The organism is Roseobacter sinensis, assembly GCF_025755255.1.
In the GTDB taxonomy this organism is placed as follows: domain Bacteria; phylum Pseudomonadota; class Alphaproteobacteria; order Rhodobacterales; family Rhodobacteraceae; genus Roseobacter; species Roseobacter sinensis.
Map to the genome: position 1 here is coordinate 1 of NZ_JALIEB010000039.1, position 15,783 is coordinate 15,783.

Annotated in this window: 14 protein-coding genes, 1 tRNA gene and 1 pseudogene; 10 read left to right on the top strand and 6 right to left on the bottom strand. The window is 59.9% G+C overall.

The features are described 5' to 3' along the window. Positions 1 to 122 precede the first annotated feature (122 nt). Positions 123 to 2,528, top strand: a complete 2,406-nt coding sequence (locus MUB52_RS23225; RefSeq protein ID WP_263846543.1) for a methyl-accepting chemotaxis protein — start codon at positions 123 to 125, stop codon at positions 2,526 to 2,528. 509 nt (positions 2,529 to 3,037) lie between these two features. Next, positions 3,038 to 3,265: pseudogene (locus MUB52_RS24150) on the top strand (integrase core domain-containing protein); the annotation flags it as partial. Between the two features lie 46 nt (positions 3,266 to 3,311). Here MUB52_RS24150 and MUB52_RS23230 read toward each other — a convergent pair. From MUB52_RS23230 to MUB52_RS23240, 3 genes are all read right to left on the bottom strand, one after another. Beyond that, positions 3,312 to 3,587, bottom strand: coding sequence for a hypothetical protein (locus tag MUB52_RS23230; protein ID WP_263846544.1), 276 nt, complete (start codon positions 3,585 to 3,587; stop codon positions 3,312 to 3,314). 197 nt (positions 3,588 to 3,784) lie between these two features. After that, positions 3,785 to 6,757, bottom strand: coding sequence for a methyl-accepting chemotaxis protein (locus MUB52_RS23235; protein WP_263846545.1), 2,973 nt, complete (start codon positions 6,755 to 6,757; stop codon positions 3,785 to 3,787). Between the two features lie 542 nt (positions 6,758 to 7,299). After that, positions 7,300 to 7,374, bottom strand: a tRNA-Thr gene (locus MUB52_RS23240). A gap of 86 nt (positions 7,375 to 7,460) precedes the next feature. On the opposite strand from MUB52_RS23240, the gene MUB52_RS23245 reads away from it, so the two are divergent. The 8 genes from MUB52_RS23245 to MUB52_RS23280 all read left to right on the top strand — a co-directional run bounded on the left by MUB52_RS23245 (position 7,461) and on the right by MUB52_RS23280 (position 12,792). Continuing rightward, a complete protein-coding gene (locus MUB52_RS23245; RefSeq protein ID WP_263846546.1) occupies positions 7,461 to 7,640 on the top strand; it encodes a hypothetical protein in 180 nt (59 codons plus the stop codon). Positions 7,641 to 7,644: 4 nt separating this feature from the next. Further along, on the top strand, positions 7,645 to 8,913 hold the full coding sequence (murA, locus tag MUB52_RS23250) for a UDP-N-acetylglucosamine 1-carboxyvinyltransferase (protein WP_263846547.1): 1,269 nt from the start codon (positions 7,645 to 7,647) through the stop codon (positions 8,911 to 8,913). Further along, the gene (locus MUB52_RS23255) at positions 8,910 to 9,377 is read left to right on the top strand and encodes a DUF2948 family protein (protein WP_263846548.1); all 468 of its coding nucleotides are present in this window, start codon (positions 8,910 to 8,912) and stop codon (positions 9,375 to 9,377) included. Before murA ends, MUB52_RS23255 begins: the two co-directional genes overlap by 4 nt. Before the next feature lie 73 nt (positions 9,378 to 9,450). Then, the gene (gene hisD, locus MUB52_RS23260) at positions 9,451 to 10,752 is read left to right on the top strand and encodes a histidinol dehydrogenase (protein WP_263846549.1); all 1,302 of its coding nucleotides are present in this window, start codon (positions 9,451 to 9,453) and stop codon (positions 10,750 to 10,752) included. Between the two features lie 84 nt (positions 10,753 to 10,836). Then, entirely contained in the window at positions 10,837 to 11,316 is a 480-nt protein-coding gene (locus MUB52_RS23265) for a UPF0262 family protein (protein ID WP_263846550.1), read from the top strand. Beyond that, on the top strand, positions 11,317 to 11,778 hold the full coding sequence (locus tag MUB52_RS23270) for an arsenate-mycothiol transferase ArsC (protein ID WP_263846551.1): 462 nt from the start codon (positions 11,317 to 11,319) through the stop codon (positions 11,776 to 11,778). A gap of 10 nt (positions 11,779 to 11,788) precedes the next feature. Next, the gene (locus MUB52_RS23275; protein WP_263846552.1) at positions 11,789 to 12,181 is read left to right on the top strand and encodes a ketosteroid isomerase-related protein; all 393 of its coding nucleotides are present in this window, start codon (positions 11,789 to 11,791) and stop codon (positions 12,179 to 12,181) included. A gap of 2 nt (positions 12,182 to 12,183) precedes the next feature. Continuing rightward, positions 12,184 to 12,792 (top strand): GNAT family N-acetyltransferase, encoded by a 609-nt coding sequence (locus MUB52_RS23280; protein ID WP_263846553.1) that lies wholly within the window; start codon positions 12,184 to 12,186, stop codon positions 12,790 to 12,792. Between the two features lie 91 nt (positions 12,793 to 12,883). Here MUB52_RS23280 and MUB52_RS23285 read toward each other — a convergent pair whose 3' ends face one another. The 3 genes from MUB52_RS23285 to MUB52_RS23295 form a co-directional block, all read right to left on the bottom strand. Beyond that, positions 12,884 to 13,261, bottom strand: coding sequence for a hypothetical protein (locus tag MUB52_RS23285; RefSeq protein ID WP_263846554.1), 378 nt, complete (start codon positions 13,259 to 13,261; stop codon positions 12,884 to 12,886). Positions 13,262 to 13,322: 61 nt separating this feature from the next. Further along, a complete protein-coding gene (locus MUB52_RS23290; protein WP_263846555.1) occupies positions 13,323 to 14,417 on the bottom strand; it encodes a porin in 1,095 nt (364 codons plus the stop codon). 264 nt (positions 14,418 to 14,681) lie between these two features. After that, positions 14,682 to 15,743: a hypothetical protein gene (locus MUB52_RS23295; protein ID WP_263846556.1), complete on the bottom strand. Its 1,062-nt coding sequence runs from the start codon at positions 15,741 to 15,743 to the stop codon at positions 14,682 to 14,684. Positions 15,744 to 15,783: the final 40 nt, after the last annotated feature.

Here is a 15,783-nt window from a genome sequence, read left to right on the forward strand (position 1 = left end):
AGATCGCTCATATCACCATTCGATTTTCGACCGATGAATCATGCCACTCAAAGGAAATCAATGGGTCCTGACCCTAAACGAATTCCTGAATCGTGTTGCTATTTAATAAGAAGAGAGCGCTCATGTCTTCACCGGCTCCAATTTCAAAACAGATCTTTTCGATTAGCGGCGCGTTGATTGTAAGCCTGGTGCTTTTGTCCGCATTTGCGATCACAATCACGCTGCTCATCAAATCCACGTTTGTCGAATACCGCAGCACCGCGCGCGTAACGCTTGAGGCAGGCGCCATTCTGGAAAACACGCTGGAAGCGCGGATGGCAGCCCTGAAATGGCGCTTGTCGCCAGATGCGGCCCGAATAGAGGAGTTTCGCGACAATATCGAAGAGCTCAGAGCCGCCAAAACACAAGTGGAAGCGGTGGGTGGTGATGACTCTCAACTGGTCAGGACCTTTCAGAACCTTGCGGCCGAGCTTGCGGAGTATGAAGCTCAATTCAATCTCATGCTCGATGCACGTATGGAATACGATACAGTGGAGAGCGAGTTGACCGAGGCAGGACTGACTGCACGAAAAGCCCTTACCGAGATCATGACGACCGCTTACGAGGACAATGACCCCACTGCGGCGTTTTATGCAGGCCGGGCCCAGGAAGCGCTGATGTTGGGCCGCTATTATCTTGAAAAATATCGCAGAACAGAAGCAGCGACCGATCTTGAACGGTCTGTTTTGGAGATGCGTGACGCGACCGCGGAACTGGGAACGCTGCGAACAGAATTGCAGAACCCGCGAAGACTTGAGCTTGCCGATGTTGCGTCTCGACAAATGACGAGCTTCATCAACCGCTCAGGTATGCTTTCGGAAGCCGTCCAAAAACAGGTTTCCGCACGCGGCGTAATGGACACCCTTGGTCCGAAGATTGTCGCTGACGTAGAGACCGTGATCAACATTGCCACTGATCGGCAAAATACGCTTGGGCCCCGAGGCCAGGCCGTATCGTTTTGGGCCGTTGTCGCCATCTGCGTTGCCGCTGTGATGATCGTCGCCTTTGGCTGGCGCTATTCCAACAGGCTTGCGGCTCGGATATCTGGCGACTTGGAAGACGCAGTCTCGGCGATGTCAAAAATTGCGGCTGGAGATCTCGAAACTGCTGTTCACCATGCCGAGTTCGACAATGAAATCGGCCGCATGGCGCGAGCGCTTGAAGTCTTCAAGGCAAATGGCAAGGCTGCTATCGAAGCGGCAGAGCGCGAGAAGACGGCAGAAGCAGAGCGTCAAAGGGCATCTGAAGCGCTCAGGCAACAGCAAGAGGCACAAGAGGCGGCTGCGCGGAACGAGGCTGAAGCCGTGCGCAAGGCGATGATTGCGGATTTGAGCGCCTCCCTCGGCAAGGTTGTCAATGCGGCGTCCGATGGTGATTTTTCGCAACGCGTCGATGCTGACTTTGGCGACGAAGAGCTGTCCGCTTTGGCAACAAATATGAACAAGTTGGTCCAGAACATGGATCACGGCATCGACATCACGGGCCAGGCTCTGCGCCGCGTTGCGGAGGGCGACCTGACAGAGCTGATGGAAGGCGAATTCAAGGGGGCGTTCAAGGACCTTCAGGACAACACAAACGGCATGATCGTCTCCCTGAAGTCCCTGATCGGTGACATCTCCGGCAGCACGGTCAACCTCTCTTCGTCTTCTGACGAGTTGCGCGATACGTCGGACGCGCTCTCCAAACAGGCCGAGCAAAACGCGGCCTCCCTCGAAGAGACTTCAGCGGCCTTGGAAGAGCTAACCGCGAGCATCAAGCAGGTCAGCGAGAACGTGGAAGATGCGAACAGCAACGCAAGCATGGCGCGTGAGACGGCCAAGTCCAGCAGCGTCGTTGCAGAGGATGCAGCCGAAGCCATGAGCCGTATCTCAGGTGCGTCCGGGGAAATCGCGAAGGTTGTGACCGTGATTGACGAAATCTCCTTCCAGATCAACCTGCTGGCCCTGAACGCTGGCGTTGAAGCGGCGCGCACCGGCGAGGCAGGGCGCGGGTTCTCGGTCGTGGCGTCCGAAGTGCGTCAGTTGGCGCAACGCGCAGGCGAGGCGGCAAAGGAGATTGATGAAGTCATAGCACGAAGCGACCAGGCCGTTGCCGAAGGCGTCGAAAAGGTGAGCAACGCAAAGCAATCCCTTGAGATGATCTCGGAAAGCGTCATTGGTGTCTCTCAACTGATCGATCAGATTTCACCTGCTATTTCAGAGCAGGTGAACGGCATCGCCGAGATCAACAGTGCTGTCGGACAGATCGACAGCAACACGCAAAAGCAGGCAGCATCCTTTGAAGAGGTAACAGCCACAAGCGCTCTGCTATCGGATGAGGCAGGTAATCTGAAAAATTCCACTGCACGGTTTAAAACCGGACATGAGGTTATGACTTTGGCCGAACCGAGTGGTTCACCCAAAACAGAAACATCGCCGAGAACGGGCGTCTTGCCTCGAGTTCGAACCAGCAATCTTGCAGAAGACCTGAGCGGCTGGGATGAGTTCTGAGAAGGTTTGAACGCAACACGGACAGCCGAATCGACCGTTTCGGGCTTACCGGAGCGTGATTGGTTTGAGTGTTGGGGTGTTCTCGGCCGCGTTCAAGGATGGGTAGGAGGGCTCCGCTGCGTCTTGCGGCTTGTGATACATCCAATTCTCGGATGGACGTACTCTTCGCTGTACCAATCCACGCCTGTCTGCATCGGCCGTTCGCTCTGGCTAACGAACCTCTAGAAGACCTCGAAGTCGAAGATACTGGCTATGAAGTGGTCAATTGCACTTCAGTCAGGGCATAGTTCTTTTTGGGGGTGGTGCCGCTGTCAACGAAGGATCGATCCCTGCCTCGGTCACTGTTGGGGGAAATTTGGATAGACTGACGGCTAACTTTACGATCCCTTTGTCCTCCCGCATTCTTCGCTCAACAACAAAACACCCGCCCAAACGCGCCGCCGGCGACGAAATCCAAACCCCGCAGAGTCTTGTTATGAACGAGGGACCAATGGGGCAGGTCACCCACGCAAACCGTACGTATGGAGAGCTTCAAAGGCCGCCTTCACAACGCATGCCTGACTTATCATATCTTCCGTATCCTCGCAGAGACACGCGAGATTATGGAAAACTGGAGGATCGATTACCATACACACACATCGCTCGGCGGGCCGCCCCCGACCGTCGTCGCACTCCTTCACCGCAGCGCCCGACCTGCCTGGTTTGAACTACACAAAGGCTCAAACCAGCTGCCCTGACCGCGATGGAATCAACAGAAAGAAACACCGACAGATCTATTAAACCTCAGCCGGCCAGATCAGCAGGACAGATCACCATAACTGCTTTGAGCTTCGGTCTAGTTCGCGATGTGGTGTGCGACGCGCAGACAAGTGCGCTGAACAGATCCTTCTTCACATCTTCATCGATTGCTTGTTGCTGCGCGCGATAAGGTTTCTGGCTGACGTGTTGTCCGTCCTTGGAAGCGGGTCGCAATACTTGCCGACGAGGCGTTACAAGTGCAAATCGCGTTGCAAAAGGCTCGTTGCGCTCTTGCTGTTCGTCACGGTCCTCCCACTCCACGCTTGCTCCGAATGGCTTGGGTCATTCAATCACAGCATAATGTCGGCCCCGGCGGACACGTGCCGCTGTCCCAGCTTATCTGGTCTGTCCGACGACAGTTGGTAGACGTTAGCTCGGCTAGAGCTCAGTCGCACCTTGCGGCAAATGTGACACGGTTCGATAGGACAAGACGAGCAACTATCTGATCTCGGATAGGACTAGCTGGCCAGCCGAGCCGGTTGTTCTGACGACCCAGCGTCAGTGTCAAACTTACCTATGGTCTCACTAAGCGATTTCGCTTGCGCGGTCAGTGCGTGGCTTGCGGCGGTCGTTTCTTCGAACATTGCGGCGTTTTGTTGGGTCAGACCATCGAGTTGATTGACCGCAGTGTTGATCTCATCCAGCCCCTGCGCCTGTTCCGTCGTCGCATCGGACATCTCCGACACCAGCGTGGCGATTTCCGTGACAGCACTGACAATGCTCTCCAGAGCAAGACCGGTCTTCTGGACCATCGACACGCCGTTATCCACTTGTTGTCCTGTGGTCGAAATGAGCGTTGCAATCTCGGTTGCCGCCTGAGACGATTGCTGCGCCAAGGCACGCACTTCGGAGGCGACAACAGCAAAGCCACGGCCCGCTTCTCCGGCACGCGCTGCCTCGACACCTGCGTTCAAGGCCAGCAGATTGGTTTGGAACGAAATGTTCTCGATCACTTCAATGATGCTGGTGATCGACTTTGAGGACTCGGAGATGTCCTGCATCGCCTTCTCAGCCGCCATCATGACCTTGCCACCTTCATCCGCCTTGCCCTCGGTCGCCTTGACAAGCGACGCGGTTTGCTTGGCGCGTTCGGCTGCGGACCGAACCGATGCGGTCATTTGATCGAGCGCGGCCGCCGTTTCCTCCAAAGTGGATGCCTGCGTCTCGGTGCGGGCCGCAAGGTTATCCGCCGCGCGCGCGATCTCGACCGACTCTGCGTGGATCGATCCGGCGTTTTCCGAGATCGCGTTCAAGGCCGTATTCAAGCTCGACAGGGCCTCATTGTAGTCCGCGCGCAGCTCGAGATACTCGGGCGGGAAATCTGCTGCGATCTGATCGGTGAGCCGGCCCTGCGACAGCGACTTCAGTGCGGACCGTAGCGCGTCCACGACCGTTTCCTGCGCCGCGACCATCTTGCGGCGCTCGGCTTGATTTGCCGTCTTCGCAATGTGGGACGCTGTCACGTCATTGGCGATCAGGACGAAACTTCCTGGCTGTCCGGTATGATCGGCCACCGCGGTGAAACCACCTTCGACAAATGCGGGATCGCTGCCTGCGGTCAATTCGAAACACCCGAAAACACGCTCTCCGGCAACCAGTTCTCTCCAGAAATCGCGCGCTTCCTCGCCAGCCTCGTGCTCCATTTTCAGCAGGTTTGCGACAGGTCGGCCGAGAAACTCTCGGGTTTTGCCTCCAACCAGTTTCTCCGCAACAAAGTTCATGGCCGACACCTTGCCATCGAGGGTCACTTCGATCTGGGCTTGTGTTTCGGAGAGCGACGTCATGATGGCGGTATTGCGCAGCAGTTCGGTCTGGTCCTGCCATTCGGTGACGAAACCAATGCGCTCGCCTTCGCTGTTGGTAACGGGCGCGGCCACAAGGTTCAAAACGACGTTACCAAGTTTGAAGGTCGTGCTCATCGGCTGCATCGTGGTTGCATCCGACATTGCGCCGCGCAGGTCCTGCGACACGTGAAGCTTGTGAAAGTCGGAGCCGACAAGCGCATCGGGGTCGAATTGATCGAGCGCCTTGGCGAACTCCGCTTCGCAGTCTTTGAACAGCGTGTTCAACGCCGCATTGGCCCAGACGACCTTGAGGTCCAGACCGACCAGCAGCATGGCTGCGGACGATGCCTCGAAGGCTGCGCCCTTGTAGGCGGCATCTCGCCCGACGGCATCCGCCTTGATCAGCGAGCCGCGAAAGGCCTCCAGGGTGGTTGCGATCTCGCCGATTTCGTCGCCGCGACCCTGATGCGGCACGATCGTCGTATAGTCCTTTTCGGCAACCGCGCTCATGGCCCGGCCAACGGTGGACAGTGGCGCGCTGATGGATCGCGCAAAGAGGATTGCGATGGCGGCGGCGGCGGAGATCAGGATTGCGCCACCAAGTAGGAAGGTGTTTCGCATCTCGACAATGGGCAGCAAGACTTCGGCCGCGTCTTGCTCGATGACAATGGCCAAATCCGTGCCCAGAAATGAGAACGGCTGGACCTGTGCGAGCACCGCCTGACCATTGAAACCAGAGGTGTTCAGGAGTTCCGCTTCCCCACTCTCGACCACGGCGCGCACCACGTCCGACACGCTGGTCTGAAGAATGTCGACCTCTTCGGTCATGAGCGCATCCGTGCGCAACAGCCCGTCGGCGCCGATGATGAATGCGCCGCCGGTCTCACCCAAACCCGACACCGCTTGAGCGGCATTGTTGAAGCGGTCGATCGGCATTTGGTAGGCAAGAACGCCGAGAGCCACGCCGTTCTTGTCGAAAATGGGCACCCCGATAAAGGCAGCCGGTGCGCCCGCGCTTGGCGCGTAGGGGGCGAAGTCGATGAAGGCGGGTGGCTGACCCGGTTCAAGCGTTGACGCCGCCGAAAAGACTTGCGCCAGACCGCTATCGCGCCACTCGCCCGTGTTCATGTTCGTTGCGAAGTCGAGCTCCTTGAACACTGAATAGACGAGGTTTCCATCCATATCGAACAGAAAGACGTCGTAATATCCCAACCGCTGCTGCAGGTCGTGAAAGTGCGGGTGATACTCGGCATGAAGCGCGTCATACCAGAGATCACTGTTGGCCGAGTAGAGCTGGTCCTTCTCGCCCAGCGGATGGGGATTGTCTGTGATGTACATCTGCTGAAGCAGCTTGACCGGATCTTCAATCTCCTGAAATGCGACCGCAAAGGACGCAAGCGCATCCGCCACATATGGGTTGAGCGCTTCGATCATCAGGTTGTCTTGGATACTCTCAAGGTAGGTCGTCACCGTCCGGCTGCCGCTCTCGGCCAGGGCCTGAAGCCGTGCCTCTGCGGCCGCGAGGACTGTCTTTTCCGATTTGGTGTAGCTGACAACGCCCATCGCGACGATCACGAGGACGATCATCGCGACCATGACGACGGGGAGTTTGAGGCTGATACGCGTTCTGGTCAGGAGGTTTGTCATGTCGGGCGACTCCGGAATACATCTGCACACCAATTAGGCAGCAGTGTTGAACAAAAGGTTTAGACGCGCGTCAATTTCAGTCGATTTTTGCGCATGTAGTCCCATTATTGTGGTGTGACGACGCCTCAATGGCGTGTGGACGCGCCAATGAGCGCCATCGGCACTCCCCCCGCAGGAGGCCTGCCTGAGCGGCGCGATGGAAGCTTGCTTGCGCAGGACCACGCCTTGCCGCCACGCTGGCGCTGATCCGAGCCTCCAAGAGGGACCGTTTTTCGCGTTTCTGGTGCACAGACAACATCCACACAGATGTCGCAGGTTCCCCACCGGCCCTGAATGCCAAGCAGTTCGACGACCCGCAAAACGTCGGGCCATCAGCCCCTCACGGCCTCGGGTATCTAGGGTCTGCACCCAATTCGATGAAACGTATGCGGTCTCCCGGATCGTGCTCGGGTTGATACATCCGGAGCAGGTGACATTCGCACCGCAGGACACCCATCTCAGGCCCGCGTGGGTGGCGCGCATACTTGCCCAAGAAAGCGAGATGGTGCTGCCGGAGAGATTTGAACTCTCGACCTCTCCCTTACCAAGGGAGTGCTCTACCCCTGAGCTACGGCAGCGCCGATGGCTCGGGTGATTAGACCCAATCCTGCAGCGGCGCAAGCCCAATCTGGACGCTTTCCATCGCCTGCGATAGACAAGCGCCATGGCACGGTCACCGGACCCATCAAAATCGACAAAGCCGGGCTCGGCGCGTGAGGATCGCTTGAAAGCGGCACTCAAGGCGAACATGGCGCGCCGCAAGGCGCAGGCCCGGGCGCGCGCTGAAAAACAGGCACAGAAGGCAGAGGGCTCGCAAGGGGCCGGAGCAGAAAAGGACGCATAAGCGCATGGATTCCATACTTGTAACGGGAGGCGGCGCCCTGAAGGGCCAGATACCGATTGCCGGCGCCAAAAACGCCTGTCTCACCCTGATGCCGGCCACGCTTCTCAGCGAGGAGCCACTTACGCTCATCAATGCACCGCGGTTGAGCGATATCCGGACCATGACGCAGTTGCTGCAATCGCTCGGCGCCGAGGTGACCTCGTTGCAGGATGGTCGGGTGATTGCGCTGTCCAGTCACACCATCACCAACCATACTGCGCATTATGACATCGTGCGAAAGATGCGTGCCTCGATCCTGGTTCTGGGCCCAATGCTGGCGCGCGAAGGTCATGCGGTGGTGTCCCTGCCGGGCGGTTGTGCGATCGGCGCGCGCCCGGTCGATCTGCATCTCAAGGCGCTGGAAGCGATGGGTGCTGAGCTTGAGCTCAAGGATGGATATGTTCATGCGACGGCACGGACGGGTCTGAAGGGCGGCACGGTCGATTTCGAGTTTGCATCCGTCGGCGCGACCGAGAACGCGCTGATGGCGGCGACGCTTGCCAAGGGAACGACAGTGTTGAACAACGCGGCCCGCGAGCCCGAGATCGTCGATCTGGCACGTTGCCTGCGGGCCATGGGTGCCCGGATCGCGGGGGAAGGGACATCGATCATCACCATCGAAGGTGTCGACCACCTTGGAGGCGCCACCCATACGGTCGTGACCGACCGGATCGAGCTCGGCACCTATATGCTGGCACCTGCGATCTGCGGAGGCGAGGTCGAGCTTCTGGGCGGGCGGATCGACCTTGTGGAAGCCTTCTGCGAGAAACTCGATGCCGCGGGCGTCGATGTCCGCGAAACCGAGCAGGGGTTGGCCGTGACGCGCCGAAACGGGCGCATTGGCGCGGTCGACGTCACGACCGAGCCTTTCCCCGGGTTCCCGACAGACCTTCAGGCGCAGATGATGGCGCTCCTCTGCACTGCGGACGGCACCTCGGTGCTCGAAGAGAAGATCTTCGAAAACCGTTTCATGCACGCACCGGAACTGATGCGTATGGGGGCCGATATCGACGTGCACGGGGGCACGGCGACGGTCACCGGTGTCGAGAAGCTCAAGGGCGCACCCGTGATGGCGACCGATCTGCGTGCTTCGGTGTCCCTGATCCTGGCAGGCCTTGCCGCAGAAGGCGAAACCCGGGTGGGTCGGGTCTATCACCTCGACCGCGGCTATGAACATGTGGTGGCCAAGCTCTCCGGCGTCGGAGCGAAAATCGAACGGATCTCCGAGTCATGACGGACGCGCGGTTCGAAGACGGCCACGAGGCGCCGCTCAACCTCGGTGCGCTCGACACCGAGGACCTCGCGGTGATTTCGGCGCTGGTCCAGGATGGCGTATTTCCAGTGCCCGAAATGCGCTGGGACAAGGCCGCGCGCCGCTTCGTCCTGCTGATCAACCGGTTTCGCTGGGAGGAGGGCCCGGCGCGGGCTGCCTCCCCCGAACGGGTCCGCGCGCTCCTGGTGTTCGATGCGGTGACCGCCGTTGCCAGCAGCGGGATCGACCGCTCCGATCCCGACATGGTCCTGTCGCTGCTCTCCGTCGATTTCGAACCAACCGATCCACCTGCCGGTCAGGTGCTTCTGACGCTGGCGGGCGACGGCGCGATCCGTCTGCAGGTCGAGGCGCTCGAAGTGACGTTGAAAGATGTCACAAAACCCTACATGGCCCCCTCGGGAAAAACGCCGGACCATCCGGATTGATCCCTTCTTCTGGCGAAAAATATCCTCGCCGAAGGCATGAAACTCTTTTGGCGCTCCAGCAAAGGTCCGCAGAATGCCCGTGTTCCTCGATGCTACCGCATCCGATTTCGAAAGCTCCTTTCAAACCCTCCTGACCGCCAAGCGCGAGGACAGCCCCGACGTGGATGAGGCGGTTACGGCGATCATTGCCGACGTGCGCGCGCGTGGGGACTCGGCGGTCATTGACTTGACGCAGAAGTATGACCGCCTGACGCTGACCCCCTCCACGCTGCAGGTCTCCGATGCCGAGATCACCGAGGCGGTGGCAGCCATCCCGCAGGCCGAAGTCGAGGCGCTGAAGCTCGCCGCAGACCGCATCACGGCCTACCACGCGCGCCAGCAGCCCGAAGACGCGCACTGGACCGACCAAAGCGGCGCGACGCTCGGCTGGAGATGGACACCCGTGGCAGCAGCCGGGCTCTATGTGCCGGGTGGGCTGGCCTCCTATCCGTCGTCGGTGCTGATGAACGCGATCCCGGCGAAGGTCGCAGGGGTGCCGCGCCTCGCCATGGTTGTGCCCGCCCCCGACGGCGTGCTGAACCCGCTCGTGCTTGCCGCGGCCCGGCTTGCGGGCGTTGACGAAATCTACCGCATCGGCGGCGCGCAGGCGATCGCCGCACTGGCCTATGGCACCGAGACCATCGCGCCTGTCGACAAGATCACTGGCCCCGGCAATGCCTATGTGGCTGCGGCCAAACGTCGGGTCTTCGGCAAAGTCGGCATCGACATGATCGCGGGGCCCTCGGAGATCCTGGTCATTGCCGATGGTGACAACGATCCCGACTGGATCGCGCTCGACCTGCTGAGCCAGGCCGAGCATGACGAGAGCGCGCAGTCGATCCTGATTACCACCGACCCCGCCTTCGGACGCGCCGTGGCCGATGCCGTCGACGCCCGCCTGCAGACGCTGGAGCGGCGCGCCATTGCGGGCGCCTCCTGGCGCGACTTCGGGGCGATCATCACGGTCGCCGACCTGGCTCAGGCGGCAGCCCTCAGCAACCGCATCGCGCCCGAGCATCTGGAGCTTTGCGTCGCGGATCCGGAGGCGCTGAGCGCGCAGATCACCCACGCGGGCGCCATCTTCCTCGGCCAGTGGACGCCGGAGGCCATCGGCGACTATGTGGGAGGGCCCAACCACGTGCTGCCGACCGCGCGGTCGGCCCGGTTCTCCTCCGGGCTCTCGGTGCTCGACTTCCTCAAGCGCACGACGCTCGCGCGCATGACCCCGGGTGCCTTGCGCAGTATCGGCCCGGCCGCGGAAACTCTTGCGCGAACTGAAAGCCTCGAAGCGCATGGTCTCTCCGTTACAGCCCGCCTGAAGAAACTCAACGACTGAGCAGCACGCCTTCGCCGTTGCCCTTGGCTGCGAACCTGCGTTAAGCATCTCAGGTTTGTTGGTTTTGCGTGAAGTGTCTGACCCATGTCCCGTATCTCACAGATCGTCCTCGATGACGCCGGCCTGCCGCCGGCCACCCCCGAGATCGAGCAGGAGCGCCGCGTGGCGATGTTCGATCTGCTGGAAGAAAACACCTTCAAGCTGCCCGCCCGGGATGGGCGGGCCGTGCCCGAAGGCCCCTATCATGTTGCCCTTGCGATCCGCGACAAGCGGCTGGTCTTCGAGGTGAACACCGAAAAGGCCGAGAAGGCGGCCGAATTCCATCTCTCGCTTGGGCCCTTCAGGCAGGTGGTTAAGGACTACTTCCAGATCTGCGAGAGCTACTTCGAGGCGGTCAAGAAGCTGCCGCCCAGCCAGATTGAGACGATCGACATGGCCCGCCGGGGTATCCACAACGAAGGCAGCCGCGTCCTGCAGGAACGTCTCGACGGCAAGGTCGAGGTCGATACCGACACCGCCCGCCGCCTCTTCACGCTGATCTGCGTGTTGCATTTCGGGGGCTGAATGAGCCAGGAGCTGCCAGGGTCGGTGCTGTTTTGTTGTGATCACAACGCGGTACGCTCCCCCATGGCGGAAGGCATCATGAAGAAGTTCTACGGCACCGGGACATATGTGCAATCCGCCGGGGTCACCAACGATATGGAGATCGATGGGTTTTCCATCGCGGTCTGCCAGGAGATAGATGTGGAGCTCTCCCGCCACCGCTCGCGCAGCTTCGACGAGATGGAGAACTGGGGTGACGATCTGAGCTCCTTCGATCTGGTCATCGCACTCAGCCCCGCCTCGCAGCGCCGCGCGCTGGATCTCACACGGTTCTACCATCTGGAGGTGGAATACTGGCCCATTCTCGACCCGACCGGGCTTGGCGAGAGCCGCGAGGCCAAGCTCGAGAGCTATCGTCAGGCGCGCGACCAGATCAAGGAACGCTTGCTGGCCCGCTTCGGACCGCCCAGCGAGATCATATGAGGAGCCGCCCATGGCCGATGTGGTGAAAAGATACTTCGAGGCGTTCAACGCGAAGGACACCGATGCGATGCTCAACTGCCTCTCGGACGACGTCGCGCATCATGTGAACGAAGGAAATGTGCGCCGGGGTAAGGCTGCTTTTGCCGAGTTCTGTGCCCATATGAGCCGCTGCTATGACGAGACGCTGACCGACATCGTGATCTTCGACGCACCGGATCAGGGCCGAGCCGCGGCTGAATACGTCGTGCACGGGCGCTATCTCGCTACAGATGAAGGCCTGCCTGAAGCGGGAGGCCAGCAGTATCAATTGCCTGCCGGCTCCTTCTTTGACGTGGCGGACGGGCTGATCACGCGGGTCACGACCCGTTACAACCTTTCAGACTGGATACGGCAGGTGTCCTGACCGTGGCGCTTGACATTCGCCCGCTCGACCATGCCGAGCTTGCCGACCACATCGACGATGTAGCCCGTCTGCGCATCGCCGTCTTTCGCGACTGGCCCTATCTCTACGATGGCGATCTCGAGTACGAGCGGCGCTACCTACAGCCCTACCTGACCAGTGCGGCCGCAATCGTGGTGGGCGCTTTCCACGAGGGTCGTCTGGTCGGCGCATCCACGGGCGCTCCGCTCAGCGATCATGCAGAGGACTTCGCCGTAGCGTTCTCCGGGAGCGGGCTCGACCTTGCAACGATTTTCTACTGCGCCGAGAGCGTCTTGCTGCCAAGCTACCGGGGCCAGGGCGCAGGCCACGCATTCTTCGACCTGCGCGAGGCCCACGCGCGACGGTTGGGGTTCGGCCGATGCTGCTTTTGTGCGGTGATCCGGCCGCAAGATCACCCGGCGCGGGCGGCCGACTACGCGCCGCTCGATCCGTTTTGGCGCAAGCGCGGGTACACGCCGCTGGAGGGTGTTACGGCACGGTTCTCCTGGAAGGATCGGGACGCGCCGGAAGAAACGTCGAAAGCCCTGCAATTCTGGATGCGCGACCTCCAGAGCGTTTCGCCTTTGACCTGAGACAGGGCGTGTCACCTATTGCAAAGATTTCATCGAAATCCGGCAGCGATGGGTGACTCAAGTTCAAGGCGAATTGCTTTTGGCCAGGGCTTCAGAGCCCCCCGCAGAAGGTCTCGGCGGTGTCGGCAAACCGGTTCCAGGTCTCCCAGAACGTGCGGTTGGCCGGGTTGTCAGACTGACGGATGTCCTGCAACAGCCCCGGTTCGCTGAAGAACCGCACGCTGCGCTGCTGTTGCGATGGGCTGAGCGTCTGGTTGGCCGCGGCCTGAATGCAGCCACAACGCTCTCGCGTCGCTCCGGGCCGTCGATGGACAAGGCAGGCGGTCCCGATCGGACCGGTGGCGAACTGCGCGGGCGCGCCGGCAACGGGCAAAGGCGGTGGGCTCACGATTGGCTGTGATGGCGCCGGGGACCGACCTCCACAGGCGGACAGCACCAGGATCACGCAGAACAGGGAAGGGCGGAGCATCAACAACTCTCTCGTTTGGGCTGAAAGGGTTATGGCCCATTCCCCGCCGCGCTGCAAACTCTCAGAACCGCCAGCGCGCACCCACGAAGGTCACGTCCTGATCCAGCAGATCCGCGCCCGTGTCGTCGAACTCGAACGTCCGGTAGCTGGCGTAGAGCTCGGTGTTCCAGGCATCGACCATCTGCACCACGGCGAGGCCAACCGATTGCGAGTCCGATCCGGTCACGCCGAAGTCCTCGCCGGAGTAGTAATCCACCGAGATGCGGGTCTCGCCGGCCGCGATCCAGTCGCGTTTGATCCCGCCCTTTACATAGACGTAGCCCGCATCCCCCTCCTGCTGGCGCCCGGTTGCGACAGCGAGGTTGAGGCCGGTCGCTTCATGCAGGATCGCAACGGAGCCGAGCAGCAGTTCTTCGTCTGAATCGCGGATCGAAAGCCCTGTCCGAGCCGCCACCTGGTAAGCGCCGTAGTCCTGGTTGTACGTGAGGCCGATGTCGTAGAATTCATCGTCATTGCCGCGGGCCAGAACCTCCTCGCCTGCGCTGACTGCAAGCGAGAAGCCGGCGAATGCGGGCGTATCGTAGCGGATGCGGAAGCGCCGTCCGCCGTCAAAGGCGCTGAAGGCGTCACCGATGTCGAAGGCGGAGGCGCCGCCGCCCGCAAGCTGGAAGACCTGGGAACCCGCCTGATCCTGCAGGCTGGAATAGGCGATGACCGAGGTGCCGGAGAAATCGGCCTCGGCGGTGCTGTCGGTGGCGATGCTGCCCTGCCCGAAGGAGACCGTCCCGAAGGTGGGGGACTGATAGATCGCCTCGAACTTGCGGATCTCGGTGCGGCGGTAGTTCTGCTCCAGACCGTCATCCGCGCCGTTGATGCTGGACGATCCGGTAAAGCCGAGGGCCGTCTCGAAATGCAGCCGGAACTCGCTGCCACCTTGCAGCGCCTGCGTGTAGATCACGCCCACCCGGCTGTTGGAGTTGTCGTTGTCCGTCAGAGTGGTGTTCGACCCGTCCCCCCGATCCACGTTGATGATGCCGAGGTTCAGATGCCCGTAGAAATCAACCTCCGGCCCCGCCTGCTGGGCGATGGCGGGCAAGGGGAGGGCAAGGGCGATCAGCCCGGCGGAAGCAGGGGGGATGCGGGGAGAGTACGTCATGGAAGTGCCTTTCGGGAAGCGGCGCCGAAACGGCGTCTCAGTACACCTTACGCGTGTGTTGCCTTGGGTCAAACTCACGACTATCGGAGGGCGGTGCGGTGGTGCAGACGGTGTTGTGCAGAATTGTGGACTGCGTGGTTTCCAAGTTGGTGGCCGTGTCCAAATCACGAGGCTGCATGAAGCGACGCGCCGGCGCTATGTCGGGCGCTGCGCAATCGCGGATTGGGCTCATCTCGAGACAAACACTAGGGGAGTAGAGCTCGGCTAGTTGCGTTGCACCCAGCGCATATAGAACATCAAAAATGGATCATTTAGGTAGAGAAAGTCGTCGTCCCATTCTAAGACTGGCTCCCCTTGAATGCCGTCTTTGGCGATGTTGGACATATGACCTAGGGCGTTGGAAACTTCGTGTTTTTGAGGAACGTCGTCTTCGGCAAGCAACTTGCGAAGCTCGTCCCTTATCTCATTATAGTGCAGCTTCTCTTTTGGACCGGTGTTGGCCACGGCCCTCAAAACAGACTGGCAAATATCCAGTGTGTTGTCACCGCTTAGTAGACTTCGCTCAATTCTCTTGGATCTCGATTGAGGTCCTTTCGATAATTTTTCGAAAGTCGGAAAACCAAATTGCTGTGCAACCGCCTCGAAGATTTCTTGCTTAACGGAGTCTGCCGGATGGTACGTCTTATGCTCTTCGCACGTTTCTTCGATGCCATAGTGGCTACATAGCCGACTACAAAATCTTTGGGTAAGTAGTGGGCTGCCGTTGGATTCGTTGACGAAGTCGGTGATGCAATCGGCATCAATATCCATTTTCAGTTCTGGAAATCCTTGGTCAGGAATTTTCAGCAGCTCTTCAGTGCTCCATGCGGGGATCTCAACGTGTGCAAACCGGCCTTCCATCTCGCGTTCTACGCCAATGGCATCAAATGCTCGATGTGGAACCGCGATCAAAATTGCGACGAGACCTTCGAAAACCTCCGACTTTAGAGAGCGAACTATCTCGCGCTGCACGCTACTGGGCATGTAGTGAAAGTCGTCAACGACAAGAGCAAGATCACTTTGTCTCATAAAGCCGAGTATCGTACGCTTATTGCTGTTGTTGAAGGTTTGGGTAGTTCCTTCGCTCGCCCTTGTCTGTGCGGTAACTAGGTATCGGAAGCCCGCGCTGTTTTCATTGCCCTCCGCCAGCTCTTCCGTCGTGGGTAGTTGCAAATCTTGAAGTAGTAGCCTCCAGAATTCCTCGCTGTTTTCAACTTGGCCACCATTGACTATGGCTGAGCGCTCTCTCCCTAGGGTCAGGACCCATTGATTTCCTTTGAGTGGCATGATTCATCGGTCGAAAATCGAATGGTGATATGAGCGATCT